The sequence below is a fragment of the Micromonospora vulcania genome, from assembly GCF_042658605.1.
Taxonomy (GTDB): domain Bacteria; phylum Actinomycetota; class Actinomycetes; order Mycobacteriales; family Micromonosporaceae; genus Micromonospora; species Micromonospora vulcania.
The window spans coordinates 48,281-63,980 of record NZ_JBHSQS010000017.1; the positions used below are offsets into that span (position 1 = coordinate 48,281).

15 protein-coding genes are annotated in these 15,700 nt (G+C 70.6%); 11 read left to right on the forward strand and 4 right to left on the reverse strand.

Features of this window, described 5'->3' with window-relative positions:
- The first annotated feature begins 4 nt into the window (after positions 1–4).
- From ACFQGL_RS24265 to ACFQGL_RS24280, 4 genes are read left to right on the forward strand one after another with little or no spacing between them, the layout of a single operon-like run.
- Complete coding sequence (locus ACFQGL_RS24265; RefSeq protein ID WP_377514696.1) at positions 5–1,024, forward strand: FecCD family ABC transporter permease; 1,020 nt, start codon at positions 5–7, stop codon at positions 1,022–1,024.
- Positions 1,021–2,052, forward strand: a complete 1,032-nt coding sequence (locus tag ACFQGL_RS24270) for a FecCD family ABC transporter permease (protein ID WP_377514698.1) — start codon at positions 1,021–1,023, stop codon at positions 2,050–2,052. The genes ACFQGL_RS24265 and ACFQGL_RS24270 overlap by 4 nt, the downstream gene beginning before the upstream one ends.
- Positions 2,049–2,882, forward strand: a complete 834-nt coding sequence (locus ACFQGL_RS24275; protein WP_377514700.1) for an ABC transporter ATP-binding protein — start codon at positions 2,049–2,051, stop codon at positions 2,880–2,882. Before ACFQGL_RS24270 ends, ACFQGL_RS24275 begins: the two co-directional genes overlap by 4 nt.
- Positions 2,879–3,430: an MSMEG_1061 family FMN-dependent PPOX-type flavoprotein gene (locus ACFQGL_RS24280; RefSeq protein ID WP_377514701.1), complete on the forward strand. Its 552-nt coding sequence runs from the start codon at positions 2,879–2,881 to the stop codon at positions 3,428–3,430. The genes ACFQGL_RS24275 and ACFQGL_RS24280 overlap by 4 nt, the downstream gene beginning before the upstream one ends.
- Positions 3,431–3,529: 99 nt before the next feature.
- Here the strand turns inward: ACFQGL_RS24280 and ACFQGL_RS24285 are convergent, their stop codons facing one another.
- Together ACFQGL_RS24285 and ACFQGL_RS24290 are read right to left on the reverse strand one after the other, a co-directional pair.
- Positions 3,530–4,537, reverse strand: a complete 1,008-nt coding sequence (locus ACFQGL_RS24285) for a hypothetical protein (protein ID WP_377514702.1) — start codon at positions 4,535–4,537, stop codon at positions 3,530–3,532.
- A gap of 134 nt (positions 4,538–4,671) precedes the next feature.
- Entirely contained in the window at positions 4,672–5,253 is a 582-nt protein-coding gene (locus ACFQGL_RS24290; protein ID WP_377514703.1) for a TetR/AcrR family transcriptional regulator, read from the reverse strand.
- 192 nt (positions 5,254–5,445) lie between these two features.
- Between ACFQGL_RS24290 and ACFQGL_RS24295 the strand changes: the two genes are divergently transcribed.
- The 4 genes from ACFQGL_RS24295 (at position 5,446) to ACFQGL_RS24310 (ending at position 10,154) form a co-directional block, all read left to right on the forward strand.
- On the forward strand, positions 5,446–6,930 hold the full coding sequence (locus tag ACFQGL_RS24295; RefSeq protein ID WP_377514704.1) for a serine hydrolase domain-containing protein: 1,485 nt from the start codon (positions 5,446–5,448) through the stop codon (positions 6,928–6,930).
- A 205-nt stretch (positions 6,931–7,135) separates the two neighbouring features.
- Positions 7,136–8,083 carry a nucleoside hydrolase gene (locus ACFQGL_RS24300; RefSeq protein ID WP_377514705.1) on the forward strand — a complete coding sequence of 316 codons (948 nt, stop codon included), beginning with the start codon at positions 7,136–7,138 and terminating at the stop codon, positions 8,081–8,083.
- Positions 8,084–8,247: 164 nt separating this feature from the next.
- Positions 8,248–9,426 (forward strand): aldo/keto reductase, encoded by a 1,179-nt coding sequence (locus tag ACFQGL_RS24305; RefSeq protein ID WP_377514706.1) that lies wholly within the window; start codon positions 8,248–8,250, stop codon positions 9,424–9,426.
- The gene (locus ACFQGL_RS24310) at positions 9,423–10,154 is read left to right on the forward strand and encodes a flavodoxin (protein WP_377514707.1); all 732 of its coding nucleotides are present in this window, start codon (positions 9,423–9,425) and stop codon (positions 10,152–10,154) included. The genes ACFQGL_RS24305 and ACFQGL_RS24310 overlap by 4 nt, the downstream gene beginning before the upstream one ends.
- 49 nt (positions 10,155–10,203) lie before the next feature.
- On the opposite strand, the gene ACFQGL_RS24315 is transcribed toward ACFQGL_RS24310, so the two are convergent.
- Complete coding sequence (locus tag ACFQGL_RS24315; RefSeq protein WP_377514708.1) at positions 10,204–11,082, reverse strand: helix-turn-helix transcriptional regulator; 879 nt, start codon at positions 11,080–11,082, stop codon at positions 10,204–10,206.
- Between the two features lie 137 nt (positions 11,083–11,219).
- On the opposite strand from ACFQGL_RS24315, the gene ACFQGL_RS24320 reads away from it, so the two are divergent.
- From ACFQGL_RS24320 to ACFQGL_RS24330, 3 genes are all read left to right on the forward strand, one after another.
- A complete protein-coding gene (locus ACFQGL_RS24320) occupies positions 11,220–12,257 on the forward strand; it encodes a zinc-binding dehydrogenase (protein WP_377514709.1) in 1,038 nt (345 codons plus the stop codon).
- A gap of 198 nt (positions 12,258–12,455) precedes the next feature.
- Positions 12,456–13,343, forward strand: coding sequence for an aldo/keto reductase (locus tag ACFQGL_RS24325; RefSeq protein ID WP_377514710.1), 888 nt, complete (start codon positions 12,456–12,458; stop codon positions 13,341–13,343).
- 78 nt (positions 13,344–13,421) lie between these two features.
- Positions 13,422–14,405, forward strand: coding sequence for an aldo/keto reductase (locus ACFQGL_RS24330; protein ID WP_377514711.1), 984 nt, complete (start codon positions 13,422–13,424; stop codon positions 14,403–14,405).
- A 248-nt stretch (positions 14,406–14,653) separates the two neighbouring features.
- Here ACFQGL_RS24330 and ACFQGL_RS24335 read toward each other — a convergent pair whose 3' ends face one another.
- Positions 14,654–15,655, reverse strand: a complete 1,002-nt coding sequence (locus ACFQGL_RS24335) for a DUF389 domain-containing protein (RefSeq protein ID WP_377514712.1) — start codon at positions 15,653–15,655, stop codon at positions 14,654–14,656.
- Positions 15,656–15,700 lie beyond the last annotated feature (45 nt).

Sequence of the window (15,700 nt, forward strand, 5' to 3'; positions counted from 1 at the left end):
CCTCATGCCGGACACCCGGGTACGCCGGGCCGTCGCGCTCTCCACGGGTCTCGTGGTTCTCGCGGCGGCCCTCGCCGGCGCGACGTTGCTCAGCCTGGCCATCGGCTCCCAGCACGTGCCCTTCGGGACGGTGCTGGAGGCGGTGGTGCACCCCGACGACGCGAGCCGCGACAGCCTCATCGTCACCGAGGTACGCATCCCACGGACCCTCATCGGGCTGCTGGCCGGAGTCGCCCTCGGTCTGGCCGGCGCGATCATCCAGGCCGTGACCCGCAACCCGCTGGCCGACCCGGGCATCCTCGGCGTCAACGCCGGCGCCGGGCTGGCCGTGGTCATCGGCATCAGCGTCTTCGGTGTCACCAGCCTCACCGGGTACGTCTGGTTCGGTTTCGCCGGCGCCGCGGTGGCGGCCGTGGTCGTCTACACGATCGGCTCGCTGGGCCGTGGCGGCGCCACCCCGGTCAAGCTGGCCATCGCCGGCACCGCCCTCACCGCGGCGCTCCTCTCGTTCACCACAGCGGTGCTGGTCACCGACGTGCAGACCTACGACCAGTTCCGGTTCTGGCAGGTCGGGGCGCTCTCCGGACGTGACATCGACATCGCCCGGCAAGGTCTGCCGTTCCTGCTGATCGGTGTGGTGATCGCCCTGGCCTCGGTGCGGTCGCTGAACGCGCTCGCGCTCGGCGACGACGTGGCCACCTCGCTCGGCCAGAACGTCTCCATCGCCCGGCTGATCGCCGCGGCGGCGGTCGTCGTGCTCTGCGGCACGGCGACCTCGATGGCCGGACCGCTGGTGTTCGTCGGCCTCATCGTCCCGCACGTCGCGCGGATCATCACCGGACCGGACCACCGCTGGCTGCTGCCGTACTCGATGCTGCTCGCACCACTGTTGCTGCTCCTCGCCGACGTGCTCGGGCGCGTCATCGCCCGACCGGGCGAGGTGCAGGTCGGCATCATCACCGCGGTGGTCGGCGCGCCCTTCTTCGTGGCCCTGGCCCGTCGACGCAGGCTGGCCGAGCTGTGAGCGCCGACATCGTCGCGGCGGTCCGGCACCGCGAACGTGCCCGCTCCCGCACGGTCACCGTCGTCCTCGCGGTCGTGCTGGTCGCGCTGTTCGCCCTGACCCTGTCGTACGGGGCGTTCCAGGTCTCGCTGCCCGACATCGTCCGCTCCCTGCTGGGGCAGCCGACGCCGCCGCAGGTCGACTACATCGTGCAGACACTGCGGCTGCCACGCGCACTCGTCGGCGTACTCACCGGGCTCGGCTTCGGGCTCGCCGGCGCGATCTTCCAGCAACTCATCCGCAACCCGCTGGCCAGCCCCGACGTCATCGGTGTGACGTCGGGCGCGACCACGGCGGCGGTGCTGTCCATCGTCCTGTTCTCGACCAGCGGCGGCGTGGTCTCCGTCATCGCTCTGGGTGGTGCACTGGCCACCGCACTGCTCATCTACCTGCTCGCCTGGCGCCGTGGGGTGGGCGGCTACCGATTCGTGCTCGTCGGCATCGGAGTCGGCGCGGCCTCGGCCGGCCTCACCTCGTTCCTGCTGACCCGTGCCGACGTGCGCGTCGCCCAGGAGGCGCTGATCTGGCTCGCCGGCAGCCTGAACGGCCGCACCTGGGGGGACGTCGGACCGCTGACGGTGGCCTCGCTGATCCTGGTGCCGGCCGCCCTGCTGGTCGGCCGGGCGCTGACCGGGATGCAGCTCGGTGACGACACGGCTCGTGGCCTCGGCCTCCCGGTGGAACGCAGCCGCCTCGCGCTGCTGCTCATCGGCGTCTGCCTGGCCGGCACGGCGACGGCCGCGGCGGGCCCGATCGCGTACGTCGGGTTCATGTCCGGGCCGATCGCGGCCCGGCTGGTCGGCGGCGGCCGTCCCGTCCTGCTCCCGGCCGGGTTGGTGGGTGCCGTGCTGGTGCTCACCGCCGACTTCATCGGCGCGCACCTGCTCGGCCCGACCCAGTTCCCGGTCGGTGTGGTCACCGGAATCATCGGTGCCCCGTATCTGCTCTGGCTGCTCGCCAGGGCCAACCGATCCGGTCGAGGAGGATGACCGTGCCCGTACCGTCCACCCTGCACGCCCAGGACGTGTCCCTCGGCTATGGCGACCGTCGCGTCGTCGGCGACCTGAGCCTCCACATCCCGACCGCCAAGGTCACTGTCATCGTGGGCCCGAACGCCTGCGGGAAGTCGACGTTCCTGCGCGGTCTCGCCCGGTTGCTGCCGGCCACCTCCGGCGCCGTTCTGCTGGACGGCAGGTCCATCCACTCGACCCCCAGCCGTGACGTCGCGCTCAAGCTCGGCATCCTGCCGCAGGGACCGATCGCGCCGGACGGCATCACCGTCAGCGACCTGGTGAGCCGGGGCCGGCATCCGCACCAGGGCTACTTCCGCCGGTGGACCAGCGAGGACGACGAGGCTGTCGGAGCGGCGCTGAGCGCCACCGGCACGCTGGAACTTGCCGCACGCTCGGTCGACGAGCTCTCCGGCGGGCAGCGGCAGCGCGTCTGGATCGCGATGGCGCTGGCCCAGCGTACGGGGATCCTGCTCCTCGACGAGCCCACCACCTATCTGGACGTCAGCCACCAGGTCGAGGTCCTCGACCTGCTCATGGACCTCAACGAGGCCGAGGGCTCGACCGTGGTGATGGTGCTGCACGACCTCAACCTGGCCTGCCGCTACGCCGACCACCTCGTCGTGATGAAGGACGGTGCGATCGTCGCGGCGGGCGAACCCGGCGCGGTGCTCACCGAACACGTCGTCGAGAGCGTGTTCGGCATGCGGTGCCGCGTGATGTCGGACCCGGTCTCGCACACTCCCTTGATCGTCCCGATCGGACGGCACCGGGTCGGCAGCTACCGGAAGGCGGGGGAGACCGAGTGAGGATCACCACCGAGGCACAGCTACGCGAGGTCATCGACCACCCCCACCCGGAACTGCGGGACAAGGCGATCACCGTGATCGACGACGAGAGCGCCCGATTCCTGTGCGCGACCACGTTCTTCCTACTCGCGACGACGGCAGCGGACGGCACGGTGGACGTGTCCCCCCGTGGCGAGGTCCCGGGCGGCATCACGGTCCTCGACGAGAGACACCTGGCCTTCGGGGACCGCCCCGGCAACCGCCGCCTGGACAGCTTCCGCAACATCCTGCAGTGCCCGAACGTCGGCATGCTCTTCATCGTGCCGGGCCGCCACGAGACGCTGCGCGTCAACGGCCGGGCCGAACTGTTCACGGCGCCGGCCTTCGCGGAGGCGGCGCTCGGCGTGGTCGTCGAGGTGGACGAACTTTTCCTGCACTGCGGCCAGTCCCTGCGGCGCGGCTCGGTCTGGGAGCCGGCCGGCTGGCCCTCGCCGGAGACGGTCCCGTCCTTCGGCGCGATGATCAGAAGTACGGCCGCCGCGCGCCGCCGGGCGACAACGCTCCGCTGAACCCGTTCGAGGTTGCCGGCCCCCGGCAGCCGTAGCGCGTGGACGCGACGTGGGGCCGGCCCGGTCGTGCCGGCCCCACGCTGTCGCCGAATTGGTGGGTCAGCAGCCCGTCCAGCGCACCGGGGTCACCCGGTCGGCATTGCGGAAACCGACGATGGTCCCCGTGTCGGCGATGGACCGGGCACCGATGGTCACCCGCTCGCCGCCGCCCGGCAGGACCCGGGAGGTGGACCCGCGCACGACCCGGTCACCGCCCACCACGACGCCCTTGGTGTTGACGTCCCCCAGCCCGGCCAACTGCTGATCGAGCGTCGTGTACGAGCCGTCCCGGAGGTCCCACCGCACCTTGACCGGGCTGGTGCCGCCCAGGCCGACCTGGCCGATCGCCCAGCGGCCCGCTGCCGCGCCGACCATGGTCCACTCGGCGCCCGGAGCCGTGAGCGGGGCGATCCGGCCGTTCGGCCGACGGACCCAGCCGGTCCAGGCGCCGAAGTCCCCGGCGGAACCGACGATGGTCCCGTTGGCCGTGATCCCACTCGGCATGGCGTTGGCCGGGGCGTCGAGCACCTCGACCGTGCCCGGGCGGGCGGCCGGCCAGCGCAGCGCGACCCACGCCCCGGGGACGATGTCCGAGCCGTAGCCGACGATGTCGCCGTTCTCGTTGATGGCCGTGACGGCGATGCCAGTGGACGGCACCACCGGCAACAGCTCGACCCGGCCGTCGCGGTACCGCCACGGCTGCCCGATGCCGGTGTCCGCCCAACCGTTGCCGATCACCACACCGTCGGCGTTGACGTCGGCGACGTCGCCGACGATCGACGACTCGATCGTGGTGAGCTGGTCGCGGTCCCAGAGCAGCAGCAGAGACTGGTTTCCGCTGTCACTGACCCGCAGGGCCGCGCCGGCAACGAACCGACCCGTCGGGTCGACCGCGTTCGCCTCGGCGCGGTAGGTGTCCGTCGGGTACGGCAATGTGCTGATCGTGCAGGCGATGGCCGTGGCCCCGGGTGCGGCGCTCGCCGTCGCGGAGACCGCGACGCCGAGAGAGGTGGCCAGCAGGCCGGCGGCGGTGCCAGCGAGGATCCTGCGTCGAGCACTTCGAGTCATCTTTGCTCCCCGTGTGGGCCTGGGTGTTCCCGGGCGTCAGTCGATACCGGTCTCACTCCTGAGTGGGCTTCACGGTTGCGGCCGGCCGGATAAGCGACAGAATCGGCCGCCGCACGGGGCGACCGTGACGGCTCCTACGGTCGTGGTGTCATGCCGTCCAGAAGGGCTTTGAGGACGCGCTCGACGTACTCGTGTGTCAGCGGCTCTTGCGTGATGAGGAACCTGAAGTACAGCGGGCCGGACAGCAGAGCCATGGCCACGTCCAGGTCGAAGTCGGGTGAGAGCTGCCCCTGCTGCTGGGCTCTTCTCAACCGGGCGACGGTCCGGTCCGCCTGGGGGCGGATGAAGCGTTCGTTGAGTGCGGCGGCGACCTTGGGATCGTGCTGGGCCTCGCCGATCAGGGCCTGGTAAAGGGGGCCCAGTGGCGGCTGGCCCAGGAGGTCGACGGCCGCGTGGATCTGTTGGCGCAGGTCGGCCACGACGTCGCCGGTGTCGGGGTAGTCGAGCCCGGGTTCGCCGGAGGTGAGCACCGCGTCGAGGAACAGGGCGCCCTTCGAGGGCCAGCGGCGGTAGATCGTGTGCTTGCCGACGCCGGTGCGGGCCGCGACTCCCTCGATGCTGAGTTTGGCGTAGCCGACTTCCTGTGCCAGTTCCAGTGTGGTGCGCATGATCGCTTGGGTCCGGCTGGCGGCCCTGGTGAGTCGGTCGTCGCTCATGCCGACACTGTAGCGGCACGGCACGTGCCGTTGACAATCTCGGACCGCTTGATCCAGACTGTGCGCGGTCAGAAACGGCACGGCACGTGCCGTTTCGATTTTGCCAACGTTGGAGTCGCGCGGCGGCAAGCTCCCGCTGACAACTCCAGCCCCACACCACCGCGAGCATCGGCTCGCCGGAAGGGAAGCATCATGTCCGAGACGATCAGCTGGAACGCCGACAGCGAGGTGCGGGTCCAGGGTGACGGGGACGTCGGGGACCCGGCCGGCCGGCGGTTCGACGTCGCCCACTGGCAGCAGCGGTTCGACGAGCTGCGCCAGATCCACCATGTCCCCGGTGCGAGCCTGGCCGTGGCGATCGGCGCGCAGGTTCACGAGCTGGCCAGCGGCGTGCTGCACCGCGGCACCGGTGTGGCGGTGACCCCGGACTCGGTGTTCCTGTCCGGCTCGATCGCCAAGGTCTACACCGCCACGCTCATCATGCGGCTGGCCGACGAGGGGAAGCTGGACCTACAGGCGCCGGTCGTGGACGTACTGCCGGAGTTCGCCACGCCCGACGCCGCAGCCACCAGGACGATCACCATCCGGCAGCTGCTGTCGCACACCGGCGGCGTGACCAACGACTTCAACTTCGATGGCGGTCGGGGTGACGACTGCCTCGCCAGGTACGTCGAAGCCGCCCGGGAGGTGGCGCTGGACTGCCCGCCCGGCACGGCCATCTCGTACGGCGGACTCGGCTACATCGTGCTGGGCCGCGTCATCGAAAGGCTCACCGGTCTGACCTGGGACCAGGCGCTGAAGAACCTCCTGTTCGAACCGCTCGGCCTGGAACGCTCGGTGACGCTGCCGGAAGAGGCGCTGCGCTTCCGCGTCGCCATGAGCCACCTGGGTGAGTCTGGGAGCTATCCCGATCCAGCCCCGTCCTGGGACCTGATGCCCCGCTCGGCCGGTCCGGCGGGCCGGGTCATCGTCTCCGCTGGCGACATGGCCCGCTTCGCCCGGATGCACCTCGACGGCGGCCTCGCGCCCGACGGCACCCGGGTCCTCACCGCCAACGCCGTCGCCGCCATGCGAGACCGCGAGGTCGACGTGCCCGACAAGTGGACGGTCAGCGCCGACGGGTGGGGTCTGGGCTGGACGCTCTACGACTGGGACGGCATCGCCGGCTACGGTCACGACGGCGCAGCCATCGGCCAGTACGCGTACCTGCGGGTCGTCCCGCACGCCAACGTCGCCCTGGTCCTGATGACCAACGGCGGCGCCGCCCGCCTGCTGTACGCCGACCTGTTCCGCGAGCTGCTCGCCGAACTCGCCGGCGTCACCATGCCCGCACCCTTCGCCCCGGCGTCCGTGCCACCTCCGATCGACCTCGCGCCGCTGCTCGGCACGTACCGGCGTGAGGGTGTCGTCATCACCGTCTCCCGCAACGAAGACGGTTCGGCGCACATGCGGTACGAGTTCGTCGACGACATGAAGGACATGTCACCGCCCCTGGAGATGGACCTGGAGCCGGTCACCGAGACGGTCTTCGCCGCCTCCGGCGCGGGCCCGTCGTTCAGCGAGGACTACATGCCGGTGGTCTTCTCGACCCTCACCAACGGCACCCAGGTCTGCTACGTGGGCATGCGCGCCACCCCCAAGGACGCCGGAGAAATCCTTGGCCCGCCGCACCCCTGATACGCAGGGCTGATACCCCGACGCCTATCGGCACGGCGCCGTGCCGGGAAACCGGGCCGCGGGTGGCCAGCCAGGTCATCGGGTACGAGGTCAGCTACCTGCCGCTTCGTTTCGAATGCCAGCTCGGCACAGGCGAGACCGTCGCGTGTGGGGTCATCGCCGCCACCTCGGCGAACCGCCCCCGACGGCCGATAGGATCCTTCGGGTGACGCGTCCCGTGCTGCTCGACTGCGACCCGGGCATCGACGACATGGTGGCCATCCTGACGGCGGTGGCCAGCCCCGAAGTGGAACTGGTCGGGGTCACCACCGTCGGTGGCAACGTCGGAATCGACACCACGACCCGCAACGCGCTGGACGTGCTGGCGCTGGCCGGCCGGGCCGACATCCCGGTGGCCCGCGGCGCGGACCGACCGTATCTGCGCTCGCTGGACAGCCGCGCCGCCTCGGTGCACGGCGACAACGGGCTGGGCGGCATCACGCTGCCGACCTCCGGCACCGCTCCGGTCGACGCCACCGCGTTGGAGTTGATCGTCGCGACCGTACGGGCCGCCACCGAGCCGGTGACGCTGGTGGCGACCGGGCCGCTGACCAATGTGGCGCACCTGTTCGCGGTGCACCCCGACGTGGCGTCGCGATTGGCCCGGCTGGTGGTGATGGGCGGCTCGATCGGCGCCGGCAACCGAACGCCGGCCGCCGAGTTCAACATCTGGGCCGACCCGGAGGCTGCCTACCGGGTGCTGACCGAACCGGGGCTGCCCCGGCCGGTTCCGACCACGCTGGTCGGGCTGGACGTCACGTACCGCACCGCCTACGGTCCGGACGACCTGCGCCGGTTGCGCTCGGGCGGCGGCGTGGCCTCCCTCTGCGCGGACGCGCTGGAGCACTACCTCTCGGCGTATCGACGGGACCACGGAATGGACGTGGTGCCGCTGCACGATCCGCTGGCGATGGCGGAGGCGATCCGGCCCGGCCTGGTCACCGCCCGGCCGGCGTACGTCGAGGTGGACACCACGACCGGACCGAGCCGCGGCAACACTCTCGTGGACCTGCGCGGCGTGCTGGGCCAGCCGACCGTCGAGGTGGCGGTGGACGTCGACGTCCCGTCCGCATTGGAGTTCATCTCGGGTCGGCTGGAGTTCCGGCAAGGGTGACCTCGTCGAGGACGGCTGACTCGCCGCCCGCCGGAGTTCCATTTTCAAACCCCACCTGGGGGTCCCTGTCTTCACCCCTCTCGACAGAGGCTCCCTGACCGTTGCGGATGCGGGTTTCCTGAGGCTGAGGTTCCGCTGATGTCGCCGACGAAGAGGGGTGCCGAATGTCTGACAACAACAGCCGCCGCCGGTTCTTGCTGGGTGCGGCCGGCCTCGCCGCAGCTCCTGTGGTGGCCGGGGTGGCAGGTTGCACCCCCGGCGAGCAGACACCGGCCGGGCGGCGCACCGCTGGGTCGGCGGCCGGGGGCGGAGCCACCGCCGCCAACGCGATCACGCTGGCCGCCCGGCGCAGGCTGGGCTCGCTGGAGGTCTCCAGCGTCGGCCTGGGATGCCAGACCATGCCCGGCACTCTGTACGGGCCGGTCAGCAGCCGCGAGAACATGATCACGATCATCCGCACGGCGGTCGATCAGGGTGTGACCCTGTTCGACACCGCGGAGGTGTACGGGCCGTTGGAGTCCGAACGGATCCTCGGCGAAGCCCTTCAACCGGTGCGGGACCGCGTCGTGATCGCCACGAAGTTCGGATTCGAGGTCGACCAGCAGACCGGCGAACGTGGCGGTCTCGACAGCCGGCCTGATCACATCCGCCAGGCCGTCGACGGCATGCTGCAACGGCTGCGCACCGACCGCATCGACCTGCTCTACCAGCACCGCGTCGACCCCGCGGTGCCGATCGAGGACGTGGCGGGCGCGGTCAAGGAACTGATCACCACCGGCAAGGTCCGGCACTGGGGCCTGTCCGAGCCGGGAGTGCAGACGATTCGCCGCGCGCACACGGTGCAGCCATTGGCGGCGATCCAGAACCAGTACAACCTGCTGGCGCGGGACCCGGAGGAACAGGTCCTGCCGCTGTGCGAGGAACTCGGGATCGGGTTCGTCTGCTGGGCGCCGCTGTCGTACGGCTTCACCACCGGAACGATCAACCCCTACACGCGGTTTGCCGAGGGCGACTTCCGCGCGTCCGTGCCGCAGTTCTCGCGGGAGAACATGACGGCCAACATGGCGGTGGTGCAGCTGCTCCAGAATTGGGGTGTGCGCAAGGGTGCCACGCCCGGCCAGCTCTCGCTGGCCTGGTTGCAGGCGCAGAAGCCGTGGATCGTGCCGATCCCGAGTGCCACCCGAACCGCGCACCTGCTGGAGAACATCGGCACCGAGGATGTCACGTTCGCCGGTGACGAACTGCGAGACTTCACCACCGCCCTGAACGCGATCAGGATCCGGGGTGAGCGGGTGCCGGCCCCGGTGCTCGCGGGAACGGGCGTCGAGGCTCCCCGGCCGTGACCCAACTCCGCAACCCGCCCGATCGTGACACTGAGAGCAGTGCTGGAGCGACGAACAGGCACCCGCGCCGCGCGATTCTCCGTGCGGCGCTGCTCGGTGTCGCCGGGACGGCGGCCAGCTCGGCACTGAACGCCTGCACCGATTCCCCCACCGCTTCTCCCGATGCGCCGCCGACGTCACCCGGGGCGGGCAGCGAGTCCCGCGGCACCGTGCTGCTGGCGTACTACTCACGCGCTGGTGAGAACTACTTCAACGGCGGCCGCAAGCGTCTGACGGTCGGCAACACCGAGGTCGTGACTGGCCTGATCGGCCGGCTCATCGGCTGCGACGTGCACCGTATCGAGGCCAGCGACCCGTACCCCGACGACTACGACCCGACGGTCGCCCGCAACGTGCGCGAGCAGGAGGCGAACGCGCGGCCGGCCATCGCGAACCCGCTGAACTCGATCGAACGCTACGACACGGTGCTGCTGGGCAGCCCGATCTGGAACGTCCGGGCACCCATGATCATGACGACGTTCGTCGAGGGTCTCGACTTCGCCGGCAAGACCGTCCACCCGCTCACCACGTACGCGGTGAGCGGCCTGGGCACCACCGAGCGCGACTATGCCGCGTCCTGTAAGGGCGCGAAGCTGGGGGAGGGCCTTGCCGTACGTGGCGAGGAGGTCGCCGATGCCGAGCCCGCCGTCGAGGCCTGGCTGCGCCGCATCGGCCTGCTCGCCCGCTGAGGAGTTGACCTGTCCGCCGAGCGAAGCCGGAGACCGCCCGGGGAGCGTCTCAGTCGCCCGCCCGAGCCGTGACGCCCTTCTGCGTCGCGGCCCACGCGGCAAGCAGTTCCAGGCCGTCACCGGAGGGGGTCCTCGGCTCCGCGGAGTAGGTCACGACCGTCAGGGCCTCGTCGCCGGACAGCTCGAAGGCTTCGTAGGACAGTTCCAGCTCGCCGATGGCGGGGTGGCGGAACCGCTTGGTTCCGTGCCGGTGCACGTAGACGTCCTGGGCGGCCCACCAGCCACGGAAGGGCTCGCTGCGCATGGACAGCTCACCGATCAGGTTCATCAGCTGCTGGTCGTCCGGGTTCTGGGCGGCGGCGATGCGCAGCGCGGCGACGCCGGATCGGGCCACCTGCGCCCAGTCCGGGTAGAACGCCTGAGCGTGTGGGTTCAGGAAGGTGAACCGCATCGAGTTCACCGGCAGGGCCACGTCCGTGCCGAACATGGGCGAGTAGAGGGCCATGCCCATCTCGTTCCCGGCCAGGATGTCGAAGCGGTGGTTGCGAAGGAACGCCGGCACCCCGGTCATCGAGCCGAGCACGCGGCGGATCGCCGGCCGGATCTCGGGCGCCTTGTCGTGGCGGGTACGGGTGCGCACAGCCCGGGGGCCGGCGGCGCGGGCGAGGTGGTGCAGGTGCGCGGTCTCGGTGTCGTCGAGTTGCAGGGCGCGGGCGATCGCGTCCAGGACGCTGTCGGAGGCGCCAGCGAGGTTGCCGCGCTCCAGCCGGGTGTAGTACTCGACGCTGACCCCGGCCAGGGCGGCGACCTCACCACGACGCAGCCCGGCCACGCGGCGACTGCCGTACGCGGGGATCCCGGCCTGCTCCGGGCTCACCTTGGCCCGGCGTGAGCTGAGGAACGCGCGTACCTCGCTGCGGTTGTCCATATCCCCAGGTTAGGCACCTCCTGCGGCAGGAGGGGGTCCCTGCCGGTACCCCTCTACGCGGTGTCTCCCTGCCCGCTGCACCTGGGCGTTTCCTGGACGCGGATACCCGCCGACGTCGTTCTGAAAGGATCACCACCATGCGTGCCACTCTCTACGGCGGCCCCGGCGACATCACCGTCGGAGAGCGCCCCGACCCGCGGATCGAGAACCCGACGGACGCGGTCGTACGCGTCACGCTGGGCTGCGTCTGCGGCTCCGACCTCTGGTACTACCGAGGGGTCAATCCGCACGCGCTGGGCCCGATCGGCCACGAGTTCATCGGCGTCGTCGAGCAGGTCGGCGCCGACGTCACCACCGTGTGGCCCGGCGATCTGGTCGTGGCGCCGTTCACCTTCTGCGACGGCACCTGCGCGAACTGTGTCGCCGGCTGGACCGGCAACTGCGTCAACGGTGGCTCGTTCGGCAACCACGGCATCGACGGTGGGCAGGGCGAGTTCGTACGCGTCCCGTACGCCGACGCGACGCTGGTCACCGTGCCCGGCGGCGGCCACTCCGACGCGATCATGAAATCGCTGCTCGCCCTGTCCGACGTCATGTGCACCGGGCACCACGCCGCGTCCAGCGCTGGCGTCAAGCCCGGCGACACCGTGGCGGTCGTCGGCGACGGAGCAGTCGGCCTGTGCGCGATCATCGCCGCCAAGCGCCTCGGTGCCGAGCGGATCCTCGCGCTGAGCCGCAACCCGATCCGGCAGACCCTCGCCCGCGAGTTCGGGGCCACCGACATCATCGCCGAGCGTGGCGACGAGGCCACCAAGCTGGTGCTGGACCTGACCGGCGGAACCGGCGTCGATGCCGCCCTGGAGTGCGTCGGCACGGGCCAGTCCATGGCCACCGCGTTCGGCATCGCCCGCGTGGGTTCGGTCGTCGGCGCGGTCGGTGTGCCGCACGACTCGGTTGTGCCGATACAGACGGTCATCTTCCGCAACGTCGGCCTGCGCGGCGGGGTCGCGCCGGCCCGCCGCTACATCCCCGAGCTGCTCGGCGACGTCCTCGCCGAGCGCATCAACCCCGGCCTGGTCTTCGACTACGAGACCAGCCTGGACGACATCGACGACGCCTACACCGCCATGCTGGACCGCCGTGCCACCAAGGCGCTCGTCCGCATCAGCGCGTGACGCTCGACCTGCGCAGGGGGTTCTGTCGGTACCCCTCTCGGCAAGACCTCCCGAAAAGCGGCAAACCGATGTTTGCTGGTTCCAGGCCGGGTACGTCTGTGGAAGAGGGCGCGCCCGCCATCGTGGGCCCCGTCGTGGGGGAGCAGGCCCGCAGGGTCACCCTGCGCCTGCTGCCCCGGAATTGAAAGGACCGCCGCAATGCCCACCATCCCGCACCTGACACTGAACAACGGCGTCGAGATGCCCGCCATCGGCTTCGGCGTCTACCAGACGCCGCCGGACGAGACCCGCTCGGCCGTCGACGCCGCGCTGTCAGCCGGCTACCGGCACATCGACACCGCGGCCGCCTACGGCAACGAGAAGCAGGTCGGCGAGGCGATCGCCACGTCCGGCGTCGACCGCTCCGAGGTGTTCGTCGAAACCAAGATCTGGATCAGTGACTACGGGTACGACCAGACGCTGCACGGCTTCGAGAAGAGCGCGGCCAAGCTCGGCGTGGACCAGATCGACCTGCTGATCCTGCACCAACCCCTGCCCTCGGAGTTCGACAGGACCCTGGGTGCCTACCGTGCCCTGGAGACGCTGCTGAACGACGGCAGGGTCCGCGCCATCGGCGTCAGCAACTTCATGGTCGACCATCTCACCGCGCTGCTGGACACGGCGACTGTCGTGCCGGCGGTGAACCAGATCGAGGTGCACCCGTACTTCGCCCAACGCGAGGTGCAGGCGTTCGGCGCGCAGCACGGCATCCTGTCGCAGGCGTGGTCCCCCATCGGCGGCGTCACCTTCTACCGCGACGGTGAGCACACCAGCACCCTGCAGGACCCGGTGATCGGCGAGATCGCCGAGGCGTACGGTAAGAGCCCGGCGCAGGTGATGCTGCGCTGGCACGTCCAGCAGGGCCGCTCGGCCATCCCGAAGTCCACCAAGCCGGCACGCATCGCGGAGAACATCGACGTCTTCGATTTCGCGCTCACCGGCGAGCAGCTCGCCGCGATCGACGACCTGGACACCGGCAGGCGCGGCGGCCCCGAGCCCGCCGACATCACCCTGGCGGCCTTCGGCAAGCCGATCCCCGAAGCCTGATCGAGCCCACCCGCTGACCCGCGGCGGCTGCCATCGGCCAGCGGGATTTCCGATCCGACGACGACACGGAGGACAACAATGCGTACCGCCAAGCTGGGCGATCTGGAGGTCGCCAGGATCGGCCTGGGTGCGATGGGAATGTCGCACGGCTACAGCGGCGCCGGCAGCGACGACGCCGAATCGGTCCGCACCATCCACCGGGCCATCGAGCTGGGTGTCACGCTGATCGACACCGCGGAGATCTACGGCCCGTACGCCAATGAGGAACTTGTCGGCCGGGCGTTGCGGGACCGTCGCGATCAGGTGGTGCTGGCGACCAAGTTCGGCCTCGTCTCTCACGACGGCCGGGTGTCCGGAGGCCTGGACAGCAGCCCGGAGAACATCCGCACCGCGGTCGAGGGCTCGCTCAAGCGCCTCGGGACCGACCACATCGACCTGTACTACCAGCATCGTGTCGACCCGGGGACCCCGATCGAGGACACCATGGGGGCGCTCGCGGAGCTGGTGAACGAGGGCAAGATCCGGTACGTCGGGCTGTCCGAGGCCTGGATCGACACCATCCGGCGGGCCCACGCCGTGCACCCGGTCGCCGCCCTGCAGTCGGAGTACTCCCTGTGGACGCGTGACCAGGAGCAGATCCTGCCCCTGCTGCGGGAGCTGGGTATCGGCCTGGTGGCCTACTCGCCGCTCGGCCGTGGCTTCCTCACCGGCGCCCTGCGCACGCCGGCCGATGTCGAGCGCCTCGACGACAGCGACTTTCGCAAGAACCACCCGCGGTTCACCGGCGAGAACTTCCACCGCAACCTGCGCATCGCCGACCAGGTGCAGGCGGTGGCCGAGCAGGTGGGCGCCACCTCGGCCCAGGTCGCTCTGGCGTGGCTGCTGGCCAATGGCGACGACATCGTCCCCATTCCCGGCACCAAGCGCGTGAGCCGGGTGCAGGAGAACGTCGCGGCGGACGCCGTCACGCTCACCCCCGAGCAGATGACCACCCTCACCGCGTTGCCGGTGGCCGAGGGCGGTCACCACACCGACGAGCAGATGCGGGTGATCGAGCGCTGAGCACCGGGCGGGCCGGTCCCTTCGCGAACGGATCGGCCCCCCGGCAGGCGGCAAGGTCCAGATCCCACACGAGCGTGTCGCCGTCGACCCGGTCGGCCGGCGGCCCCAACTCCGGCGGCAGATCCCGGCGGGCACCGCTGGGTACCTCCGGATCCGGGTTCGCGCTCGGCGAGGGGGCCGCCGGGATTTGGCGTCGGCACACCAGTAACACCGCGAGGGGTGCCGTCACCACTACGAGCCGTGGCTGTTCACCGTCGTCCGGCGGTCGGAGCCGGTCTCGGGCTGGCGGCCGAGGACTGGCGCAGCCGGCGTAACCGGGAACGATGGGACCTGGTGACCCGCGACCACCACAGGCGCTGCACCAGCAACGTCAGCACCCCGGCGACCACGATCGCGGCAAGGTTGATCAGCAACTGCAGCGCCGAGCCGGCCGCCTCGTCCGGGACGTTGTACGCCATCGCGACGGCGACGTTCGCCGCGGCCGGAACCGTGGTGACCGAGATCAGCACGCCGACCAACGAGCCGGACTTGTTCGATGTCACCGAGAGCATGCCCGCCACCCCGGCCAGGAAGCCCACCACCCAGGACAGCGCGTCGGGTCGCCAGATGAAATCGGTCAGCGGACGGTCGGCGAGCAGCATCTCCCGGTCGATCAGCCCGACGGCGTTCAACACCCAGGTGCTGAGTACGGTCGCCGACATCGCGACGAGGAATCCGACCGCCAGGGCCATCGCGGAGCGTCGGATGATCGGGTGCCGCCACCGGACCAGCGCCACGCTGAGCGCGGCGAGGGGCCCGAACTCGGGGCCGACGACCATCGCGCCGACGATCAGGATCGGTTGATCCAGCAGCACCCCGATCCCGGCGATGATGGTGGCCAACGTGATCAAGAGCAGGTACGTCGCGGAGAGCCGTGTCTCCTCACCGGTCTTGCGTGCGACCTCGTCCCAGACCACGGCGTCCGTACCCAGACCCGGTGCGGCGTCGCTGGCCCGGTCGGCCGCCGCGGACAGCGTGGCGTCCACCCCGTCGACAGCGATCCCACCGTCCTTGTCCACGCCCAGCTCCCGCAGTGCGAGCAGGACGCCGTCGGCACCTTCCCGCGCGACGTCGCAGAGCACGAGGTCGCCGGGCGGGACCTTCGCGGCACCGGGCAGCACGACGACGTGGGTGACCGCAGGATCCGCCGACAGCAGGTCCACCACCGCCTGACTTCGGTCGACCGCGACGATCACCCTGAGATGCAGCATGCGCCCACCCCCCTCTCGCGATCATCTTGATCGAGCCGGAGCCGA

Coding starts and splice junctions, on each gene's coding strand:
- ACFQGL_RS24265 (WP_377514696.1), top strand. CDS start 5: ATGCCGGACACCCGGGTACGCCGGGCCGTCGCGCTCTCCACGGGTCTC.
- ACFQGL_RS24275 (WP_377514700.1), top strand. CDS start 2,049: ATGACCGTGCCCGTACCGTCCACCCTGCACGCCCAGGACGTGTCCCTC.
- ACFQGL_RS24285 (WP_377514702.1), bottom strand. CDS start 4,537: ATGACTCGAAGTGCTCGACGCAGGATCCTCGCTGGCACCGCCGCCGGC.
- ACFQGL_RS24290 (WP_377514703.1), bottom strand. CDS start 5,253: ATGAGCGACGACCGACTCACCAGGGCCGCCAGCCGGACCCAAGCGATC.
- ACFQGL_RS24295 (WP_377514704.1), top strand. CDS start 5,446: ATGTCCGAGACGATCAGCTGGAACGCCGACAGCGAGGTGCGGGTCCAG.
- ACFQGL_RS24305 (WP_377514706.1), top strand. CDS start 8,248: ATGTCTGACAACAACAGCCGCCGCCGGTTCTTGCTGGGTGCGGCCGGC.
- ACFQGL_RS24315 (WP_377514708.1), bottom strand. CDS start 11,082: ATGGACAACCGCAGCGAGGTACGCGCGTTCCTCAGCTCACGCCGGGCC.
- ACFQGL_RS24320 (WP_377514709.1), top strand. CDS start 11,220: ATGCGTGCCACTCTCTACGGCGGCCCCGGCGACATCACCGTCGGAGAG.
- ACFQGL_RS24325 (WP_377514710.1), top strand. CDS start 12,456: ATGCCCACCATCCCGCACCTGACACTGAACAACGGCGTCGAGATGCCC.
- ACFQGL_RS24330 (WP_377514711.1), top strand. CDS start 13,422: ATGCGTACCGCCAAGCTGGGCGATCTGGAGGTCGCCAGGATCGGCCTG.
- ACFQGL_RS24335 (WP_377514712.1), bottom strand. CDS start 15,655: ATGCTGCATCTCAGGGTGATCGTCGCGGTCGACCGAAGTCAGGCGGTG.